22 protein-coding genes are annotated in these 18,870 nt (G+C 69.2%); 11 read left to right on the forward strand and 11 right to left on the reverse strand.

What is annotated here, in order from left to right:
* Nucleotides 1-97 precede the first annotated feature (97 nt).
* Nucleotides 98-409, forward strand: coding sequence for a WhiB family transcriptional regulator (locus AB0B91_RS02760; RefSeq protein ID WP_080036407.1), 312 nt, complete (start codon nucleotides 98-100; stop codon nucleotides 407-409).
* 258 nt (nucleotides 410-667) lie between these two features.
* On the opposite strand, the gene AB0B91_RS02765 is transcribed toward AB0B91_RS02760, so the two are convergent.
* The gene (locus tag AB0B91_RS02765) at nucleotides 668-901 is read right to left on the reverse strand and encodes a DUF397 domain-containing protein (protein WP_358314245.1); all 234 of its coding nucleotides are present in this window, start codon (nucleotides 899-901) and stop codon (nucleotides 668-670) included.
* Nucleotides 902-1,016: 115 nt separating this feature from the next.
* Complete coding sequence (locus AB0B91_RS02770) at nucleotides 1,017-1,904, reverse strand: helix-turn-helix transcriptional regulator (RefSeq protein ID WP_358314248.1); 888 nt, start codon at nucleotides 1,902-1,904, stop codon at nucleotides 1,017-1,019.
* A 274-nt stretch (nucleotides 1,905-2,178) separates the two neighbouring features.
* On the opposite strand from AB0B91_RS02770, the gene AB0B91_RS02775 reads away from it, so the two are divergent.
* Entirely contained in the window at nucleotides 2,179-2,511 is a 333-nt protein-coding gene (locus AB0B91_RS02775; protein WP_358314251.1) for an ATP-binding protein, read from the forward strand.
* A gap of 16 nt (nucleotides 2,512-2,527) precedes the next feature.
* Here AB0B91_RS02775 and AB0B91_RS02780 read toward each other — a convergent pair whose 3' ends face one another.
* Both AB0B91_RS02780 and rsgA read right to left on the reverse strand, forming a co-directional pair.
* Nucleotides 2,528-3,157: a phosphoribosyltransferase family protein gene (locus AB0B91_RS02780; RefSeq protein ID WP_358314254.1), complete on the reverse strand. Its 630-nt coding sequence runs from the start codon at nucleotides 3,155-3,157 to the stop codon at nucleotides 2,528-2,530.
* A gap of 17 nt (nucleotides 3,158-3,174) precedes the next feature.
* The gene (gene rsgA / locus AB0B91_RS02785) at nucleotides 3,175-4,272 is read right to left on the reverse strand and encodes a ribosome small subunit-dependent GTPase A (protein ID WP_358314257.1); all 1,098 of its coding nucleotides are present in this window, start codon (nucleotides 4,270-4,272) and stop codon (nucleotides 3,175-3,177) included.
* 291 nt (nucleotides 4,273-4,563) lie between these two features.
* Here rsgA and AB0B91_RS02790 point away from each other — a divergent pair, with 291 nt between their 5' ends.
* The 3 genes from AB0B91_RS02790 (at nucleotide 4,564) to AB0B91_RS02800 (ending at nucleotide 7,287) form a co-directional block, all read left to right on the forward strand.
* Nucleotides 4,564-5,112, forward strand: a complete 549-nt coding sequence (locus tag AB0B91_RS02790; RefSeq protein WP_358314260.1) for a sigma-70 family RNA polymerase sigma factor — start codon at nucleotides 4,564-4,566, stop codon at nucleotides 5,110-5,112.
* Nucleotides 5,109-5,825, forward strand: coding sequence for a zf-HC2 domain-containing protein (locus tag AB0B91_RS02795; RefSeq protein WP_358314263.1), 717 nt, complete (start codon nucleotides 5,109-5,111; stop codon nucleotides 5,823-5,825). The genes AB0B91_RS02790 and AB0B91_RS02795 overlap by 4 nt, the downstream gene beginning before the upstream one ends.
* A 160-nt stretch (nucleotides 5,826-5,985) precedes the next feature.
* Complete coding sequence (locus tag AB0B91_RS02800) at nucleotides 5,986-7,287, forward strand: CHRD domain-containing protein (RefSeq protein ID WP_358314266.1); 1,302 nt, start codon at nucleotides 5,986-5,988, stop codon at nucleotides 7,285-7,287.
* A gap of 1,024 nt (nucleotides 7,288-8,311) precedes the next feature.
* Here AB0B91_RS02800 and glyA read toward each other — a convergent pair.
* From glyA to AB0B91_RS02825, 5 genes are all read right to left on the reverse strand, one after another.
* Nucleotides 8,312-9,565, reverse strand: a complete 1,254-nt coding sequence (gene glyA / locus AB0B91_RS02805) for a serine hydroxymethyltransferase (RefSeq protein ID WP_219530927.1) — start codon at nucleotides 9,563-9,565, stop codon at nucleotides 8,312-8,314.
* 151 nt (nucleotides 9,566-9,716) lie between these two features.
* Nucleotides 9,717-11,066 carry a serine/threonine-protein kinase gene (locus AB0B91_RS02810; protein ID WP_358314270.1) on the reverse strand — a complete coding sequence of 450 codons (1,350 nt, stop codon included), beginning with the start codon at nucleotides 11,064-11,066 and terminating at the stop codon, nucleotides 9,717-9,719.
* 15 nt (nucleotides 11,067-11,081) lie between these two features.
* Entirely contained in the window at nucleotides 11,082-12,017 is a 936-nt protein-coding gene (locus AB0B91_RS02815; RefSeq protein WP_358314272.1) for a YihY/virulence factor BrkB family protein, read from the reverse strand.
* Nucleotides 12,018-12,078: 61 nt separating this feature from the next.
* A complete protein-coding gene (locus tag AB0B91_RS02820; protein ID WP_358314275.1) occupies nucleotides 12,079-12,453 on the reverse strand; it encodes a YccF domain-containing protein in 375 nt (124 codons plus the stop codon).
* A gap of 33 nt (nucleotides 12,454-12,486) precedes the next feature.
* Entirely contained in the window at nucleotides 12,487-13,263 is a 777-nt protein-coding gene (locus AB0B91_RS02825) for a TIGR03084 family metal-binding protein (protein WP_358315670.1), read from the reverse strand.
* A 243-nt stretch (nucleotides 13,264-13,506) separates the two neighbouring features.
* On the opposite strand from AB0B91_RS02825, the gene AB0B91_RS02830 reads away from it, so the two are divergent.
* The 5 genes from AB0B91_RS02830 (at nucleotide 13,507) to AB0B91_RS02850 (ending at nucleotide 17,095) form a co-directional block, all read left to right on the forward strand.
* Nucleotides 13,507-13,590: a putative leader peptide gene (locus tag AB0B91_RS02830; RefSeq protein ID WP_311132608.1), complete on the forward strand. Its 84-nt coding sequence runs from the start codon at nucleotides 13,507-13,509 to the stop codon at nucleotides 13,588-13,590.
* 109 nt (nucleotides 13,591-13,699) lie between these two features.
* Nucleotides 13,700-15,376, forward strand: a complete 1,677-nt coding sequence (locus AB0B91_RS02835; protein WP_358314278.1) for a nitrite/sulfite reductase — start codon at nucleotides 13,700-13,702, stop codon at nucleotides 15,374-15,376.
* On the forward strand, nucleotides 15,373-15,543 hold the full coding sequence (locus AB0B91_RS02840) for a DpnI domain-containing protein (protein ID WP_246651562.1): 171 nt from the start codon (nucleotides 15,373-15,375) through the stop codon (nucleotides 15,541-15,543). The genes AB0B91_RS02835 and AB0B91_RS02840 overlap by 4 nt, the downstream gene beginning before the upstream one ends.
* Nucleotides 15,540-16,268, forward strand: a complete 729-nt coding sequence (locus tag AB0B91_RS02845) for a phosphoadenylyl-sulfate reductase (RefSeq protein ID WP_358314280.1) — start codon at nucleotides 15,540-15,542, stop codon at nucleotides 16,266-16,268. Before AB0B91_RS02840 ends, AB0B91_RS02845 begins: the two co-directional genes overlap by 4 nt.
* Before the next feature lie 23 nt (nucleotides 16,269-16,291).
* Nucleotides 16,292-17,095 carry a sirohydrochlorin chelatase gene (locus tag AB0B91_RS02850; RefSeq protein WP_358314283.1) on the forward strand — a complete coding sequence of 268 codons (804 nt, stop codon included), beginning with the start codon at nucleotides 16,292-16,294 and terminating at the stop codon, nucleotides 17,093-17,095.
* 22 nt (nucleotides 17,096-17,117) lie between these two features.
* Here AB0B91_RS02850 and AB0B91_RS02855 read toward each other — a convergent pair whose 3' ends face one another.
* Nucleotides 17,118-17,678 (reverse strand): TetR family transcriptional regulator, encoded by a 561-nt coding sequence (locus tag AB0B91_RS02855; protein WP_358314286.1) that lies wholly within the window; start codon nucleotides 17,676-17,678, stop codon nucleotides 17,118-17,120.
* 86 nt (nucleotides 17,679-17,764) lie between these two features.
* On the opposite strand from AB0B91_RS02855, the gene AB0B91_RS02860 reads away from it, so the two are divergent.
* A complete protein-coding gene (locus AB0B91_RS02860; protein ID WP_358314289.1) occupies nucleotides 17,765-18,160 on the forward strand; it encodes a nuclear transport factor 2 family protein in 396 nt (131 codons plus the stop codon).
* On the opposite strand, the gene AB0B91_RS02865 is transcribed toward AB0B91_RS02860, so the two are convergent.
* Nucleotides 18,155-18,868 carry a hypothetical protein gene (locus AB0B91_RS02865; protein WP_358314292.1) on the reverse strand — a complete coding sequence of 238 codons (714 nt, stop codon included), beginning with the start codon at nucleotides 18,866-18,868 and terminating at the stop codon, nucleotides 18,155-18,157. The two genes, AB0B91_RS02860 and AB0B91_RS02865, sit on opposite strands and share 6 nt — an antisense overlap.
* Between the last annotated feature and the right edge of the window lie 2 nt (nucleotides 18,869-18,870).

The following is an 18,870-nucleotide window of genomic DNA, read 5'->3' on the forward strand; positions in this document are numbered from 1 at the left end:
GGGAACATCACGGCCTACCTTTGCGTTGGAACAGTGACGCCGAAAGCGTCCAATGCGGCTCAATTACTGAAATACCTCTCACGAAGGTGGTTTTCTCATGTCTCAGGTACGTCGGCAGCTCGCCCGCCCGCGCCCCAGCTGGGGTTGGCAGGATGATGCCGCGTGCCGGGGTGAGGACCTCGTGCTCTTCTTCGGCCCCGATGGGGAGCGGCAGCCCGAGCGTGACGTGCGCGAGCGGAAGGCCAAGGCGATCTGCGCCCAGTGCCCTGTCCGCAACGAGTGCCTGGACTACGCGCTGTCCCGTCCGGAGAAGTACGGCACGTGGGGTGGCCTGAACGAGGACGAGCGCGCTTCCGAGCGTCGCCGTCGCATGCGCCGCGCGGCCAGCGCCGGCATCTCCGCCGCCTGACTCCACCCGGCAGCGTCCGTGATCACCGCATGATCACGCAGTTGTCCCGATGAGCCGAAGCCTGGCCCGCCACGTCCAGGCTCCGGTGAACCCGGTCGGGACAACTGCTTGATCAAGCACCAGCTCTACCCCGAGCACGCGCTTCAGCCCGGCGTCATCCGTGACGCCGGGCTGAAGTGGTTTCCGGATCTGAATCCCCAGGTTCAGCACCTTCCGGGGACAGGTGCCGCTGGATCGTTACGGCTCGGTGCTGCCGGCTCAGACGATCAGGTCGTCGAACTCGCCGTCCTTGGCGCCCAGCACGAACGCGGTGATCTCAGCCCGCGTGTACACCAAGGCGGGCCCCTCGGGGAAGCGCGAGTTGCGCATCGCCACCTCCCCCGTGGGCAGATCGGCCACCTCGACGCAGTTGCCGTTCGGGTTGCTCCGCCTGCTCTTGCGCCAGACGGCGGAAAGGCGACCGGCGGGCGTTCCGTTCCGGAACTCATGCATGGGGAAGCTCCCTCGCGCGCTTACGGATGCACGTGCAGCCGTGGTTGCGAGATCACGATACGGTAGCGACAAGATCGCCATATAGGTGATGACCAAAATCCTCTTATGGTGTGGATCACACCGACAAAAGCCGCTCCAGGAAGCGTTTGGTCTGCTCAGGGGAGTCGGCCTGGACGCTCAATCGGTCCATGACCTGCATGTAGTGCTCGGACTCCGCCGGCTTGTCGAGGTAGAGGGCGCTGGTGAGCTGCTCCAGATAGACGACGTCGGGCAGGTCACGCTCGGGGAAGCGCAGGATGCTGAACGGCCCGCCGGCGGCCGCGTGCCCGCCGCGTTCGAACGGGACGACCTGGACGGTGACGTTGGGCCGTGCCGTCATCTCCAGCAGGTGCTCGATCTGCCCGCGCATCACCTCGCGGCCGCCCAGCGCGCGCCGCACCACGGCCTCGTCGATGACCGCCCACAGCTTGAGCGCCCGGTCGCCGGTCAGGCGGTCCTGGCGCCTGATGCGCAGCGCGACGCGCCGGTCGAGCTCCGCGGCGGGAGTCGTCTCGTGCGCCAGCTTGATCACCGCTCTGGCGTACGCGGGCGTCTGGAGCAGGCCGGGCACGAACTGGTTCTCGTAGGTCCGGATGACCGAGGCCGCGCCCTCCAGCCCGATGTACACCTCGAACCAGCCGGGCAGCAGGTCACCGTACTTGTGCCACCAGCCGGGGGCGTTGGCCTGCCGGGCCAGTTCCAGCAGCGGCGCCCGCTCGGCGGGGTCGGTGACGCCGTAGAGCGTGAGCAGGTCGGCCACGTCGCGCTCCTTGAAGCTGACCTGACCGAGCTCCAGCCGGCTGATCTTCGCGTGAGAAGCGCGAATCGCGTACCCCGCGTCCTCCCGCGAGATACGCTGCTCCGTACGGAGCCTGCGCAGCTGCGTACCCAGCAGAATCCGCAGCACCGTCGGGCTTCCCGGCGAGTGGCCGATGACGTTCCCTTCCGCACTCAGTGCGCTCACACTACCGCTCCCAGATCATCTGCACGTGCAGATGCGATTTGCATCTGTAAAACACGAAAAGTCTTGCATCGGTAAGCACACGCCGTAAAGATGGGCATTGGATCACCTAGACCGCGCTTCGGGGGCCAGAATGACGACTTTCGACGCTCGGCCGCAAGCCGCCGCCGGTGCTGAGGCACCGGGTTGGCTGCTGCCCATTCTGCTCGAAGGGCGACGCGGACCGTGTGACGCGGCCTTCCCCTTTCACGAACTCAGTACATTCGAGCCCGAGTGCGTGGCCTCTGCCAGGCGGTTCGTCGACCGGACGCTGACCTCGTGGGGTTCCGACGGCATCGTCTTCGATGCCCAGCTCGTGGTCTCCGAGCTCGTCACCAACGCGATGCGGCACGGCGGCGGCGCCATCCAGCTCCGGCTGCTGAGCCGGCTGCGCGAGGTGGCGTGCGTGGTGAGCGACTACAGCCGGCACGCGCCGGCCACCGCCCCCGCCACCGACATCTTCGCCGAATACGGTCGCGGTCTGCGGCTGGTCGAGGCGCTCACCACGGGCTGGGGCTGGCTCACCCCCGGCGGCCAGGGCAAGCTCGTCTGGGCCGTCCTGTCCGCCTGACTCTGGTCTGAGCGCCTCAAACCTCTGCCAGCAGTTCGAGCACGTCGGCGTCGCTGAGCTGGTCGAAGTGCTCGTACCACTGCCCGACCGCCCGAAAATCCGCCGGAACCCGCAGCACCACCACCTCATCGGCCTCCGCGCGCATGGCCTCGACGGTGTCGCGGGCGCCCACCGGGACGGCCAGCGTCACCCGGCCCGGCTTGGCCGCCCGGACCGCCCGGAGCGCGGCCCGCGCGGTCGCGCCGGTGGCCAGGCCGTCGTCGACCACGATCACCTCGCGACCGGCGAGGTCGGGCAACGGGCGGTCACCCCGGTAGACCTTGACCCGGCGGGCCAGCTCGCGCCGCTCCTCCGCGACCACCTCCGCCACCGACGCGGGCGTCATCCCGAGCCGGCGCAGCAGGACCAGGTCGAACACCGGCTCGCCGCCCTCGGCTATCGCGCCGACGCCCAGTTCGGGCGTCGGCGGATAGCCGATCTTGCGGGTGACGAGCACGTCGAGCCGGCCGCCGATGCCGCGGACGATGGGCACGGCCACCGCCACGCCGCCGCGCGGGAGCGCCAGCACCAGGGGGTCCCGCGCGCCGCGCAGGCGGTCCGCGAGCATCGTCCCCGCTTGCGCACGGTCCGCGAACAGCAGGTCCATGCAGGGGTATTACCCGATCAGGGCCGGTTTCTGCCCGTCCGGCGCATCTCCTTGTGAATGATCTTCCACTTGTCCCGCTGCTCCTTGCGGAGCCGCGCGTCGGTGCGCGAGGCCATCCAGGTGGCCTCGCGCTGGAGCTTGCGCCAGCTCAGCAGCCGCCGCTCGGGCAGCTCGCCGTTCTCCATCGCGGCGAGCACCGCGCAGCCGGGCTCGCTCTCGTGACCGCAGTCGTCGAACCGGCAGCCGGCCGCCAGCTCCTCGATGTCGGAGAAGACGAGTTCGACGCCCTCGCTCATCTCGTAGAGGCCGACCCGGCGGATGCCCGGCGTGTCGATGACGAGCCCGCCGCCAGGCAGCGGGATGAGCTCCCTGTGCACGGTGGTGTGGCGGCCCCGCCCGTCGGCCGCGCGGACCTGCTGGGTGTCCATCACCGCGCCCTCCGCCATGGCGTTGACGAGCGTGGACTTGCCCGCGCCCGACGGGCCGAGCACGACGGCCGTGCGCGAGCCCTCGAGGTAGCCGCGGGCGAGCTCGACGCCGTCGCCGAGCACCGAGGAGACGGCGTGCACGTCGACGCCCGGCGCCGCGGTGCGCACGTCGGTGAGCAGCTCGTCCAGGCCCTGTTCGAACAGGTCGGACTTGGTGACGAGCACGACCGGCGTGCCGCCGGACTCCCAGGCCAGGGCGACGAGCCGCTCGATGCGGCCCAGGTCGGCGAAGTCCGTGGCGTGCATGGACGGCTCGGCGACGAAGACGATGTCGACGTTGGCCGCGAGCACCTGGCCCTGGCCGTCGCCCGACAGCCCGCCGCGCGAGTCGCGGCTGACGCCGCCCCTGACGAAGGCGCTGGTTCGCGGCAGGACCGCGTCGAGTTCGTACCGGCCTTCTGGGAGCTCTTTGATCGCGACCCAGTCTCCGACACAGGGCAGCGCCACGGGGTCGTCAGCGGACGCCCTGCGGACGCGGGCGCCGTATTTGACGTGATGCTGCCCGTCGGCGGCGATCACCTCGGCCGCGCCGCGATCGACCCGGGACACCCGGGCCGGGACGGTCAGCGGTGGCAGCTCGGCGGCGCGGGATTCGGTCCAGCCGAGCAGGAACAGATCGGAATACAACGGAGTGACACCTTTGTGGTCGAGAAGGACCCGGGTCTCTACGCGTGACTACGCGGGCACCCGGAGGTTGACAGACGACAAGCGGAACAGAACAACCCGCATGGTCTTCACCTCCTCGCTCCTGTTGGGGACAGACTCTACGCATCTCCCCTGGGGATTCGCAACGAGTTTCTTCCCGATCTATTGAACCTGGGGCCACATTCTGTCCGTACTTCCTGCCGACTGCACTTTGAAAGGGGAATGATGCGAGTCAGCACGTGTCCCCCGCCCTCGGCCGAGGGAGCCGCCCCCATGGGCAAGCCACGCTCACGCCACCGGATGAGGCGAGTACGTCCGGATGACGAGGTGGTCGTCTCCACGCTCTACCGGGAGTACCACCGGCCGCTGCTGGCATTCGTGATCCGGCTGACGGCGGGCGATCGGCAATGGGCCGAGGACGTCGTGCAGGAGACCATGATCCGCGCCTGGCGAAGTTCCGAGCAGCTCGATCCGAACTCAGCTTCCCTTATGCCCTGGCTAGCGACGGTCGCGCGCCGTATCGTGATCGATGACCGGCGGCGCAAGGAAGCCCGCCCGCCGGAATCAGGCGACGGCCCGCTGGAGAGCATGCCCGTGCCGGACGAGATGGAGGGACTGCTGCACCAGGTGGTCGTATCCGAGGCGCTGATGGCGTTATCACCGGCCCACCGCGAGATCCTCAACGAGACGATCTTGCGAGACCGGTCGGTCAACGACGCCGCGCTGGCGCTCGGCATACCCGTTGGCACAGTGAAGTCCCGGGTTTATTACGCGGTCCGCGCGTTGCGCGTCGCACTGCAGGAGAGAGGGGTGACGGCGTGAACAGAGTCGAGCATACGGACGTGGGCGCCTACGCCCTCGGCCTGCTGGACGACGACGACAGGCTGGCCTTCGAAGCGCACCTCGCCTTCTGTCCGTCGTGTACGGCGGAGCTGTCCGAGCTGGCCGGGGTGGCCAGCGTGCTGACAGGGATCGGGCCGGTGCGAGAAGATCCCCCTCCTGATTACGGGCAGGCCGATGTCGTCGACCTGCTCCGGCGTAAGAAGGCGGAGGACCGGCGGTCCAGGAGGGGCACGTTCGTGATCGGGCTGGCTGCCTCGGTCACGCTGGTGGCCGGCGGCCTGGCGGTCGGCACGCAGCTCGGGGGCGGTGACGCGGCGCCGGTCGTGGCGTCGGACCAGCACGCCCATCTGGGTCCCGCGGAGCAGTTCTACGCCGACGGCACGCCGATCGCGGGCGTCGGCGCGGACGGCGTGAGCGGCGGGCTGGTGCTGGAGTCCAAGGGCTGGGGCACGCATGCCGCGCTCAAGCTCTCGGGGGTGAAGGGCCCGCTCGAATGTGAGCTGATCTCGGTGTCCAAGTCGGGCCAGAAGCGGATCATGACGGGCTGGTCGGTGCCGCCCGCCGGATATGGCGTGCCCGGTTCGCCCGATCCTCTCTACATGCACGGCGGCAGTCCGTGGAAGATTCAGGAAATCGATCATTTCGAAGTGGTCACCACCACAGGTAAGACTTTACTTACCGTCAGAGCCTGAACCAGCTCTTCAGAAGCCCTTCCGCCGCAGGTGGGAGGGCTTTTTTGTATCCCTCTCCCTATGTGTACTTTTACCGATAACTCGATTGAACCTCTTCGAGGCCGGGTCGCGTACTGCTTGCCGTACCAACCCGAATGACAATCCTTTAAGAGGTTTCATCATGTCGATTCGCACGCTCGCCCTGTCCGGGGCACTGCTCGCCACCGGCCTGCTCGCTCCCGTCACCGCAGCTCAGGCGACTGCCAAGGCCTCCGGTGACGACGTGTACCTCGCCGCCGGACTGCGCGGCGCCAACGAGGTGGGCGTCAAGGGTGACGCCGATGGCCGTTCGACCGTGGTCATCAAGATCAGTGGCAACGAGGTCACGTTCGCGGCTCGCTGGAACAAGATCGACTCCCCTACCGCCGGGCACATCCACCAGGCCGCCAAGGGCGCCAACGGCGACGTCAAGCTCGAGTTCTTCACCAAGCCGCTGCCCAAGTCCGCGCTCGGCGTGACCGGCACGGTCACGGCCGACCCGACGCTGGTCAAGGCGCTGATCGACGACCCGGCCGGCTTCTACGCCAACCTGCACGACGCCGCCCACCCCAAGGGCGCGGTCCGCGGCCAGTTCCACCGGCTGAACAAGCCGATCGACCTCAACGGCGTCCTTCAGGGCAGCAACCAGGCCACGCTCTCCTCACGCGCCGACGGCACCAAGGAAGTGCCGGCCGACGACGGCAAGAAGCGCGGTGACCAGGACGGTCAGGCCACCTGGTGGCTGCGCCCGAACGGCTCGGCCATCGGCTACACGGCCTTCTGGACCGGGCTCGCCCCGGTGACCAACGGCCACATCCACAAGGGCGTGAACGGCAAGAACGGCGACGTGGTCGCCGACCTGTTCGCCGACGCCGCGGGCCTGCCGTCGAACCTGACCGGCATCGCGGGCGAGACCAAGGTCGCCGCGCCGATCGTCAAGCGCATCGCCGCCAACCCCGGCCGCTACTACACGAACCTGCACACCACGGAGTTCAACGGCGGCGCGGTGCGCGGCCAGCTCTCCGGCGACCCGTTCGACCACCCCCGCGCGGTCACCGCCGAGGTCCTGAAGGGCGCCCAGATCTACGCCTGCACCCAGCAGCCCGGCGCGGCCCCCGCCTTCACCCAGTTCGGCGTGTCCGCCAAGCTGCGGCGCGGCATCGACCACTCCTTCGTGACCCCCGCCGCGGGACCACCGCAGTGGATCGCTCCAGACGGTAGCGCGGTGCGCGGAACGCTCGTCACCAAGACCCCGAACGGCGACGGCAACATCCCCGAGCTGGTCCTGGACGCCACCCAGTCCGGCAAGAACACCGGACTGCTGGCCCACGCCACCACGATCCTGCGCCTCAACACCGAGGGCGGCGTCGCCCCCACGGGCACCTGCACCGTGGGCGCCAAGACCCAGGTCGACTACCAGGCCGACTATCTCTTCCTGGGCTGATTGTTCCTGAGCCGGCCGACCAACTGAAGACCAGGTCCGCGCGGGCAATCCGGTCCCGCCCGACCACCCACTCCTGAACTGACCGACCAACTGAAGACCAGGTTCGCGCGGGCGATTCGGTCCCGCCCGCAAGGACCCCCCGGCTGATGGCGGCGACTTTCCCCCGCCCGCCACCGGCCACCGCCTTCGGGGTACACCGGCCCATCCCCGAAGGCACCCGACGCCCCGCCGTAACCCTCCGTACGGCGGGGCGTCCGTGTGCCTCCTCGCTTCTTACGGCCTCTCTCGTTACGGGCCGCCGCGCCCGCCCCGCCCGCCGACCAGGGCTTTTTACATCTTTACGACCAGCCGCCCCCCACACCGACCAGCGCTCTCAAAGGCCGATCTGTTACGGCCGGCCACCCCCACCCCACCCACCGACCGGGGCTGAGGACTGTCCAGGGGCACGCTCCTCCGGTTTACGGGGTCGGGCGCCGTTACGTGCGCATTGTTGACCATGGGAGCGGTCCATGGTTCGCGTCAGTGCTCAGCCGGTTCGGGTCGCCGGACAGCGCGGCACCCGACAGCTCCCCGCAGTCGGCGGACGACAGCACGGCACGCCAACAGTTCCCCGCAGCTGGCAGACGACAACACAGCGCGCCCACGACTCCCCGCGAGCTGGCAGACGATGGCACGGCACGCCCCCGGGGCCCGGCTGTGGGGCGAGGCGCCGAACCGCGCATGTGTGGGCACCCGCAGAACCCGCCGCCCGCCCACCCGCCGCGTCCTCCCGGTGATCACCACCCGGGAGGGGCGCCTCCAGCCCGCCGAACCACGCCACCGGCCAACTGAACGCACGTAACGGCGCCTGACCCTGTGCGGGTTCAGCGGGCGTTTTCCTGGAGGCCCCCAGCCACGTGCGGTGGGTGGCGGTGAGTGCGGCTTGCCGTAACGGATGAAAGCGGTTCACGCGAAAAGGCAAGCCGGGTTCAGCGGGCGTCTTCCTGGAGGCCCCCAGCCACGTGCGGCAAGCGGTGGACCGAAATCAGGCCAGGCCGGGGGCCGGGAACTGGGCGGTGAGCTCGCTGACCTCGTGGTGGACGCGGCTGATGACGTGCTCGGCGTCACCCTTGGCCAGGGCGGTGACGACCTCGTCCATCCACGCGCCGATCTGCCGCATCTCGGCCGGCCCCATGCCCCGCGACGTGACAGACGGGGTGCCGATGCGGATGCCGCTCGGGTCGAAGGGCTTGCGGGTGTCGAAGGGGACCGTGTTGTAGTTGGTCTCCAGGCCCGCGCGGTCGAGCGCCTGCGCGGCCGGCTTGCCGCCGATGCCCTTGGGCGTGAGGTCGAGCAGGATGAGGTGGTTGTCGGTGCCGCCGGAGACCAGGTCGAAGCCGCGGCTCGACAGCTCTTCGGCCAGCGCCTTCGCGTTGGTCACCACCTGGTGCGCGTAGGCCTTGAAGTCGTCGGTGGACGCCTCGTGCAGGGCCACGGCGATGGCGGCGGTGGTGTGGTTGTGCGGGCCGCCCTGCAGGCCGGGGAAGACGGCCTTGTTGAGCGCGGTCGCGTGCTCGTCGGTGGTGGCCATGAGCATGGCGCCGCGCGGGCCGCGCAGCGTCTTGTGCGTGGTCGTGGAGATCACGTCGGCGTGGCCCACCGGCGACGGGTGCGCGCCGCCCGCGACGAGGCCGGCGATGTGCGCGATGTCGGCGGCGAGTACGGCGCCCACCTCGCGGGCGATCGACGCGAAGCCTTCGAAGTCGATCGTGCGCGGGATCGCGGTGCCGCCGCAGAAGATCAGCTTCGGCCGGTGCTCCAGCGCCAGCGCCCTGACCTCGTCGAGGTCGATGCGGCCGGTGTCCTGACGCACGCCGTAGCGGACCGGGTTGAACCACTTGCCGGTGGCCGAGACCGACCAGCCGTGCGTGAGGTGGCCGCCGAACGGCAGGCCCATGCCCATCACGGTGTCGCCCGGCTGCAGGAAGGCCATGTAGATGGCCAGGTTGGCGGGCGAGCCCGAGTAGGGCTGGACGTTGGCGTGGTTGACGCCGAACAGTGCCTTGGCCCGCTCGTTGGCCAGGGTCTCGACCTGGTCGATGACCTGCTGGCCCTCGTAGTAGCGCTTACCGGGGTAGCCCTCGGAGTATTTGTTGGTCAGGACGGTGCCCGTGGCCTCAAGGACGGCCTTGGAGACGTAGTTCTCCGACGCGATGAGCTTGACGGTGTCGGCCTGACGACGCTCTTCCGCCTTGATGAGCTCGGCGATCTGCGGGTCTACGGTAGCGAGAGAACTCATGACTCTCCTGTCATCGTTGACAATGCGCGAAGACCCAGGCGCACGGCCTTCGCCCCTCCGCTCCCCGGTGGTTCGCCCCACCTAACGCGCCAGTCGCTACGTTCTAGACGATAGCGGATCCCATGGGGGCGGCCGGGCACGGATCAGGTGATCAGGCGGATGAGAGGGCCACGTTCTTGATCATGCCGAGCGGTCCCAGGTTGACGTCCACGTGCTCCGCGTCCTCGGGCAGGCCTTCGAAGACGGCCCATAACTGAAGCTGCATGCCGCCCTCGAACGCGGCCTTGGGGACGTCGGCGCACTGACAGGCGTTGTCTTTTCTGGCCGGGTAGATCGGCTTGCCCACACCGGGAGGGACGATGCTCACCTTCGACACGGTGTTGTCGAAGGTGTCCCCGCCGAACCTGTCGTAAAGGGGCGCGTTCTGCTTGCCGACGTTCTTGACCGTCCACTGCAGGCGGGCCGTGGCGCCCTGCCGTACGAGCGAGTCGATCCGTACCTGGAAGGTGGTGCTCAGGGCGTCGACCGTGCGGGTGACGGCGGGGGTGTTCGGCTCGGCGCTCCGCTCCTGCCACGGACGCAGGACGGCGAGCGTGGCGGCCACGCCCAGGACGGCCGCGAGGACGGCGCCGGCGAGCGGGCCCTTCCAGCCGCGCCGCACCGCCCGCGTCCCGCCAGCTGGGCCAGACGAGCCGGATAAACCAGGCGAGCCAGACGACCCCGGCAGGTCAGGCGTGGCAGCGGGCGCTGGGGCTGGCGTGGCAGCGGGCGCTGGGGCTGGCGTGGCAGCGGGCGTGACAGCGGGCGTGGGGGACGCCGGTGGGGTCGGTGCGATCGGCGTCCAGTTGTCCGTGACCAGCCGGGTGGCGGCGTCCACCGGCACCTCGGCGCGGTCGAGCAGCCGGTCCAGGAGCTGCTGAGCACTGGGCCGCCGCTCAGGGTCCTTGTCCAGGGCCCGCTCGACCAGCGGCCTGATCCGCTCGTCCAGTCCGTTGAGCACCGGCGCGTGGTTGATGACCCGGTAGACGACCTCGGCCACCCCTCCGGCGCCGAACGGCGGCCTGCCGATGCCCGCGTACGTCACCAGGGCGGCCCAGGAGAAGATGTCGCTCGCCGAGGTCACCTGCTCGCCCTTGGCCTGCTCGGGTGACATGTACGCGGGCGTGCCCATGTGCTGGGCGATGGTGACGGGCGCACGCCCGGTGTCGGCGAGCTGGGCGATGCCGAAGTCGATGACGCGCGGCCCGACCGCGCTGAGCAGCACGTTCGACGGCTTCAGGTCACGGTGCACGACCCCGGCCTGGTGGATCGCGGCCAGCGCGGTGGCCACGCCGACGGCCAGCGCCTCGAGGTTCGAGCCGGTCAGCGGCCCCTGCCGGGCGACCACGCCGGACAGGTCGGGGCCCTCGACGTATTCGGTGGCCAGGTAGACGAACCCCATCCCGCCTTCGCCCAGCTTGCGGACGAGGGTGTAAGGCCCGACCCGCTGCTGTCCGTCCATCGGGGGGATTATTTCCTATTTGGTACGGCCAGCGCCCGGCCAGAGCCGATCGATCTCGGCGTTCAGAATGGCCCCGATCAACACGGCGAGCGCGGTGATGTAGAGCCAGAGCAGCAGCGCGATGGGCGCGGCCAGGGAGCCGTAGACGGACACGGGCGAGAACCACGCGGCGAGCACGGCCCGCAGCACGGCGGCGCACACGATCCACAGGAACAGCGCCAGGATCGCCCCCGGCAGCTCCCGGTACCATTTCGTGCGGATCGGCACGCTCACGTGGTAGAGCACGGTCAGGAAGAGCACCGAGCCGATGACCACCACCGGCCAGTACAGCAGGTCGACGAGGACGCCGTACTCCCCCGGCAGCGCGTCCTTGAGCAGCGTCGGCCCGATGACCAGCACCGGCATCACGATGATGCCGATGACCAGCCCGATCACGTACAGGCCGAACGACATCAGCCTGGTCCTGATGATGCCGCGCGCCTCGCCGAGCCCGTAGGAGACGGAGATGAGGTCGACGTAGACGTACAGTGCCCGCGAGCCCGACCAGAGTGACAGCAGGAAGCCCACCGAGATGATCGACACCTTGCTCGCGTCGTCGCTGAGGACGTCGGTGATGAGCGGGTTGACCACCTTGTGCACGGCGTCGTCGGTGAACAGCAGCCCGGCCTGCTCGATGACCCAGGCCTTGACCTGCCCGATTACCTGAGGCCCCAGCCAGCTTCCGAGCTTGGCCAGGACACCGATGAGACCCAGCACGAACGGCGGCAGGGACAGCAGCGCGAAGAAGGCCGCCTCGCCCGCCAGACCCGTCACGCGGTAGGTGACGCCCGCGTTCGTGGTCGCGCGGACGGTCGCCCACGACTTCGTGTCGCGCACCCAGCTCAGCCTGGCCCGGGCGTTGGAGGCGAGCCGCCTCCGCTTCGACCGGCTAGGCGCATCGGTGGACGTCATGGCACCCAACGGTTGTGTGGCAGTGACTCTTCGGGACAGCTTACGTCCCCGGAGTACTGCCCTAGTCGACGTCGACGATGCGTGCGCCCAGCGGTAGGAGCGAGACGGGGATGAGCTTCAGATTGGCCACGCCCAGCGGGATGCCGATGACCGACAGGAACAGCGGGATCGAGGTGACCACATGCCCGACCGCCAGCCAGAAGCCGGCGAAGATGAGCCAGATGACGTTGCCGATGGTGGACAGCGCCCCGGCGTCCGGGTCGCGGACGACGGTCCTGCCGAACGGCCACAGCGCGTAGGCCGCGATCCGGAACGAGGCGATGCCGAAGGGGATCGTGACGATCAGGATGCAGCAGATGATCCCGGCGATCGTGTAGCCGATGGCCAGCCAGACCCCCGCGAAAATCAGCCAGATGATGTTCAGGATTGTCCGCATAACCCCAGCATGACACCGCGAACGCTCCTCAGATCATCGGGTATGCCCCTGGCCTTTCCCTGATCGACCCTTACCCGGCGGTCCGGCGAACGCCTGCGCTGTCTCCATCCAGGCACGGGCCGTCTCGCCGGTGATCTCCAGGGTGGTGTCGTCCCGGTGGACGCGCTGGGTGACGAGCAGGCAGAAGTCCAGCATCGGCCCGCGCACCGCGTCGGCGGCGTCCTCGGGCCCCGCCGTCCACGGCGTCCCGTCGGGCATCGTCAGCTCCACGCGGACCGGCCGCTCCGGAAGGGGCAGATTCCGTACGGCGAAACCGTAGGGCATGGCCCTGACCCCGATCATCGCCACGTGCCGCAGCCGGCGGGTGGGCTCTCGGGTGACGCCGAGCGCGTCGGCCACGTCCTGGCCGTGCGCCCAGGTCTCCATCAGCCGGGCGGTCACGAAGGACGCGGCCGACATATCGGGCCCGTACCACGGCAGCCGGTCGCGGGCGGAGAGCCGCGCGAACACCGCGATACTGCGGGCGCGGGCCGTACGGAACCAGTGGAGCAGTTCGTCAGGGGCCAGCCCGCGGAACTCCGCGGCGAGGTCGTCGGTGGAGGTGAAGTGCGCCGCCGCCGTGCGGAACACGTCGGGGTCGGTCGCGGCGGTGCGCGCGGCCTCGTCGAACCAGGCCAGATGGCTCACCTGGTCGCGCACGGCCCACCCCTCGGCGGGCGTGGCGAGCTCCCAGTCTCCGGGTTCGAGGGTCAGTAACAGATCGTCGAGTGACGCGGTCTCCGCGCGCAGGTCGGCCAGCAACTCGCCCATCAGGTCCACGCGGGCCAGCCTAACCGAACAACGTTCTACGAGGAATAATGCAAGAGTGATCTGCGAGAACTGCAAGGACAAGCGCCACGAGGAGTGTCGCGGCGGATCCTGGTGCGATTGCCAGCACCAGCAGGCGGAGGAGCCGGCCGAGTCGGACCTGGACTGGCCTCGTCAGGGGTAGTGAGGCGTCCACAGTCTGGACCCTGTCTTGGACATAACGGATACCTAGCGTATCTTCGAGATATGCCAGCGGACCCCATGCTTGTCGGTCGACGACACGTCGATCTTCAGCGTGTCCGCAGTGCCATCTGTTGCGACGCCCGCTAACCCACCCGTTTTCTCCGTTGCGCGCGTCGCAAAATCTCCTCCTTCACCCCTGCACTCAATGATGAGGCGGGAGGAAGCCTGCGCGCGCCCACCAACCGAAGGACGCGCAATGAGCACCCCTGCCACCAGCCGGCATCACAAACGCCCGCGCGGCGAAGGCCAGTGGGCTCTCGGTTACCGGGAGCCGCTGAACAAGAATGAAGAGAACAAGAAGAACGACGACGGCCTGAACGTCCGCCAGCGGATCATCGACATCTACTCCAAGCGTGGTTTCGACTCGATCGACCCGGCCGACCTGCGCGGCCGGATGCGCTGGTACGGCCTCTACACCCAGCGCAAGCCCGGGATCGACGGCGGCAAGACCGCGATCCTGGAGCCCGAGGAGCTCGATGACCGCTACTTCATGCTCCGGGTGCGGATCGACGGCGGTCAGCTCAGCATCCCGCAGCTGCGGGTCATCGCCGACATCTCCAACGACTACGGCCGGGGCACCGCGGACCTGACGGACCGGCAGAACGTCCAGCTGCACTGGATCGAGATCGAGTCGGTCCCCGACATCTGGGAGCGGCTCGAGGCGGTCGGCCTGTCGACCACCGAGGCGTGTGGCGACACCCCGCGCGTCATCCTGGGCTGCCCGCTGGCCGGGATCGACACCGACGAGGTGCTGGACGCCAGCGAGGAGATCCGCCTGCTGAACGAGCGGTTCATCGGCGACCCGGCCTTCTCGAACCTGCCGCGCAAGTTCAAGTCGGCGCTGAGCGGGTGCCCGTCACACTGCACGGTGCACGAGATCAACGACGTGGCGTTCGTGGGTGTCGAGCTGCCCAGCGGGGAGAAGGGCTACGACCTGTGGGTCGGCGGCGGGCTGTCCACCAACCCGATGTTCGGCAAGCGGCTCGGGGTGTTCGTACGACCTGACCAGGTGGGCGACGTCTACGGCGGCGTGATCGGGATATTTCGTGATTACGGGTATCGGCGGCTGCGGCACCGGGCGCGGATCAAGTTCCTGGTCAACGACTGGGGCGTGGAGAAGTTCCGGGAAGTCCTCGAGACCGAATACCTCAAGGAGGCGCTGCCCGACGGGCCCGCGCCCGAGGCGCCCCGAGGCTCGCGCCGCGACCATGTCGGGGTCTACCCGCAGAAGGACGGCAACTTCTACGTGGGCTTCGCGCCCAAGGTCGGCCGGCTCGACGGCGACAAGCTGCACGTGATCGCCGACATCGCCGAGCGGCACGGCTCCGGCCGCGTCCGCACGACGGTCGAGCAGAAGATGGTCGTCCTCGACGTCGCGCCCGACCAGGTCGACTCCCTGGTCGCCGAGCTGGAGGCGAACGACCTCCAGGTCAACCCATCGACGTTCCGCCGCCAGACGATGGCCTGCACCGGCATCGAGTTCTGCAAGCTGGCCATCGTCGAGACCAAGGCCACCGCCGCCAACCTGATCGACGAGCTGGAGCGGCGCCTGCCCGACTTCGCCGAGCCGCTCACCATCAACGTCAACGGCTGCCCCAACTCCTGCGCCCGCATCCAGGTCGCCGACATCGGCCTCAAGGGCCAGCTCGTCGTCGACGAGAACGGTGAGCAGGTCGAGGGCTACCAGATCCACCTGGGCGGCTCGCTCGGCGTCAACCCCGGCTTCGGCAGGAAGGTACGCGGGCTCAAGACCACCGCCGAGGCGCTGCCCGACTACGTGGAGCGGGTCGTGACGCACTACGACGCCCAGAAGAAGGACGGCGAGTCGTTCGCCGACTGGGTGCAGCGAGCGGACGAGGCGGACCTGAGATGACCACGCGTGCCGTTCCCTTCCACTGCCCTTACTGCGGCGACGAGGACCTCGAGCCCTACGAAGGCGATCCCAACGCCCCCGACTCCGCGGCGCACGGCGGCTGGTACTGCCGGTCCTGCGCCCGCGCCTTCAAGCTTAAATTTCTCGGAATCGGAGTGAAGATATGACGCTCGTCGACATCGAGGTCGGTCTAAGAGATCAACGCGGCACGCTCGACCTGCAGGACATCGTCGAGTCCGCCGCGGTCTTCCTGGAGGACGCGTCCGCCCGCGAGATCATCCGGTGGGCGGCGGCGACGTTCGGCGACCGGTTGTGCCTGACCTCCTCGATGAGCGACGCCCTGCTCATCGATCTGGTCAGCCGGGTCAAGCCCGGGGTTGACGTGCTGTTCATCGACACCGGGTTCCATTTCGCCGAGACGATCGGCACGCGTGACGCGGTTCAGCAGGTCTATGACGTCAATGTGATCAATGTGCGGGGGCCGCGCACGGTGGAGGAGCAGGAACGCGAGCTCGGGCCGCGCCTGTTCGGCCGCAATCCGGACCTGTGCTGCTATCTGCGCAAGGTGGAGCCGCTCAACCGGGCGCTCGAACCGTACCTGGCGTGGATCTCGGGCATCCGCCGCGACGAGGCGGCCACCCGCGCCGACACCAAGGTCGTGGAGTGGGACGCCAAGCGGCAGATGGTCAAGGTCAACCCGATCGCCAAGTGGACCCAGGACGACGTCGACAACTACATGGCCGACAACGGGGTGCTGATCAACCCGTTGCACTATGACAACTACCCCTCGATCGGCTGCGCTCCCTGCACCCGGCAGGTCGCGGAGGGCGAGGACCCGCGCAGCGGCCGCTGGGCGGGGCTGGGGAAGGTCGAATGCGGCATTCACCTGTAAACCCCAGCATGTGGCCCGTCTCGTTGGCAGACGGGACGGGCCAGGACGTCCCATTGGTCGCGGTGGCGCACGGGTCCCGTGATCCGCGCGCCGCCGCGACCGTGGAAGCCCTGCTCGACGAGGTACGGCGGGCCCGGCCCGGGCTGCCGGTGCGTACGGCGTACCTCGACCACGCGACCCCGTCCCTGGCGCAGGCGCTGCGCGGGCTGGACGAGGCCGTGGTGCTGCCGCTGCTGCTCACCGAGGCGTACCACAGCCGGGTGGACCTGCCGGCGGCGCTCAACGAGGCCAGGGCGCGCGACCCGCTGCTGCGCGTGCGTTACGGCGCGACGCTGGGACCGCACCCGCTGCTGATGACGACGCTGGAACGGCGGCTGGCTGAGGCGGGAGTGGTGGTCGGAGATCCGGATACGGCGATCGTGCTGGTGTCGGCCGGGTCCAGCGATCCGCGGGCCAACGGCGTGGTCGCGCGGATGGCCCGCGACTGGGGGCGGCCTTCGCTCTCCCGGACAGGCTCGGGCTTCAGCGGTGGCTCGGGTGTGGTGGGGCGAGGGTGGTGGGCGGTTACCGCGGCGTACGCGTCGGCGGCCGAGCCGACGCCCGCGCAGGCGGTGGCGCTCCTCCGTGAGGCGGGCGCGCCGCGGGTGGCCGTCGCGCCGTACCTGCTGGCGCCCGGTTATTTCGCCGACAAGGTGCGGCGGACCACCCTCGAAGCAGGCGCCGACGTGGTCGCCGACGTGCTCGGCCCGGCTCCCGAACTGGCCGAGGTCCTCCTGGAGCGCTACACCACCGCCGCCCGCGCGCCCGCCGGCGCGGCGGCCTCGTAACGGCGGCCCAGGGCCCAGGGCGTCAGCCCGACTCCCCCGCCAGGCTCTCGAAGCACGGGCGCAGGAGGGCGAGGATGTCGTCGGCGGGAGCGTCCGCCAGCGAACTCAGTTTGAGCAGGTAGCGATCGAGCACCACTCCGTTGATGATCGCGCTGATCAGCCCGGCCCGCAGCTCGGCGTCGGCGGCCGGGATGGCCGCCCCCACCCGGTCGAGCCAGGCCGACGCCGCCACCCGGAACTCCCCCGACGCCTCCGCGTGCGTGAGCATCGAACGCAGCACGACGAGCGACGCGACCGGTTCGTCGTCGAGTCGCCGGCGCAGCGAGGCGAGCAGGGCCTCCGCCGGATGCCCCACCGGCAGCTCCTCCTCCGGCAGCATGGCCGCGCGCGAGAACAGCTCCTCCTTGCTGCCGAAGTAGTGCATCACCAGCCCCGCGTTGACCCCAGCGGCGGACGCCACCCCCCGGATCGTCGTGCGCTCGTAGCCGAGCTCGGCGAAGGTGGCGCGAGCGGCGGCGAGGATCCGGGCCTCGGTCTCACGGCGCTGTTCGGCGCGGGTACGGCGCGGCTTCTCGTCGGACACCGATTCATTGTACGGGCGTTGACTGAACCACGATCTTCGTTATACGGTCGTTCAATGAACACGTGTTCAACGAAAGAGGTGTGACCGTGAACGCACGTGAGGTGGCCGAGCGGGTGCTGGAGACGAGCCTGTCGGCGGATGTGGAGCGGTTCGTGGAGTTGATGGCTCCCGACGGGGTCATCGAGTGGCCGTACCGTCCCGAGGGCGTCCCGGAGACCCTCAACGGGCGGGACGAGATCCGCGCGTTCATGGCGACGGGTGGGCGGCTGATCGAGTTCGAGAAGCACGTCGATGTGGTGATCCACGAGACGGCCGATCCCGAGGTGGTCATCGTCGAGTACACCGTCCATGGTCACGTCGCCGCCACCGGGGCGCCGTTCACCCAGCGGGTCATCGCCGTGATCCGGGTGCGTGACGGACTTATCGTGCACTATCGCGACTACATCAACCCGCTCCCGCTGATGGCGGTGCTGGGCTCATGAGCCGGGCCGGCAGTCCTCGATCGCACCTGTAGTGGGGTTGACCATGGCGTGCTGCGGCATCCGGCCGCCGTCCTGCGGTATCTGGCACGTCGCCAGCGAATCCACCGCACCCTTCAGGACGACGGCCGTCCACCGCGCCGGGTATGGCCGGGCGAAGGCCAGGGCCTCGTCGGCCCACTGGGCGGCCGTCCGGTCGGCACCGGCAGCCGACGCGACGGGGATGAGGGCCGCGACGACCTTGTTCTCGCCCCGGAGAGCGGCCAGCGGGCCGGCGACAACCGCGTGCACCCGATCGCAGCGTCCGTGCGCCACGAGCTTGCCGTTGAGCCAGGCCAGCGCGTACGAGCCCACGGGGCAACTGACCGCGACCGAGACCTCCTTCGCCCCGGTCGAGAACGTCAACGTCTTCGGCTTGCCCCCCTCCCGGTAGCTTTCCAGGAACACGAACCTGTTGTTCAAGTCCTCGGTCCAGGTCGGCGAGGGCACGGCCAGAGTGCCGCGCCAGGTCTCCTCGGGGGTTTCAGCCGGTGTGCCGGTCAGGAACGTGACGGCCAGCGCGACGGCGGCGATCGAGCCCGCCACCTGGCCGCGCCTGCGGCGGATGGCACCCGCCCTGCGGTCGACGTCGGCGACGGTCACGCCCCCGTGGGGACCGTCGTGGCTGTCGTGGTCCAGCAACTCGCGCAGGTCCTGTTCGGTGATGGTCATGG

The organism is Nonomuraea sp. NPDC049141, assembly GCF_040648415.1.
Taxonomy (GTDB): domain Bacteria; phylum Actinomycetota; class Actinomycetes; order Streptosporangiales; family Streptosporangiaceae; genus Nonomuraea.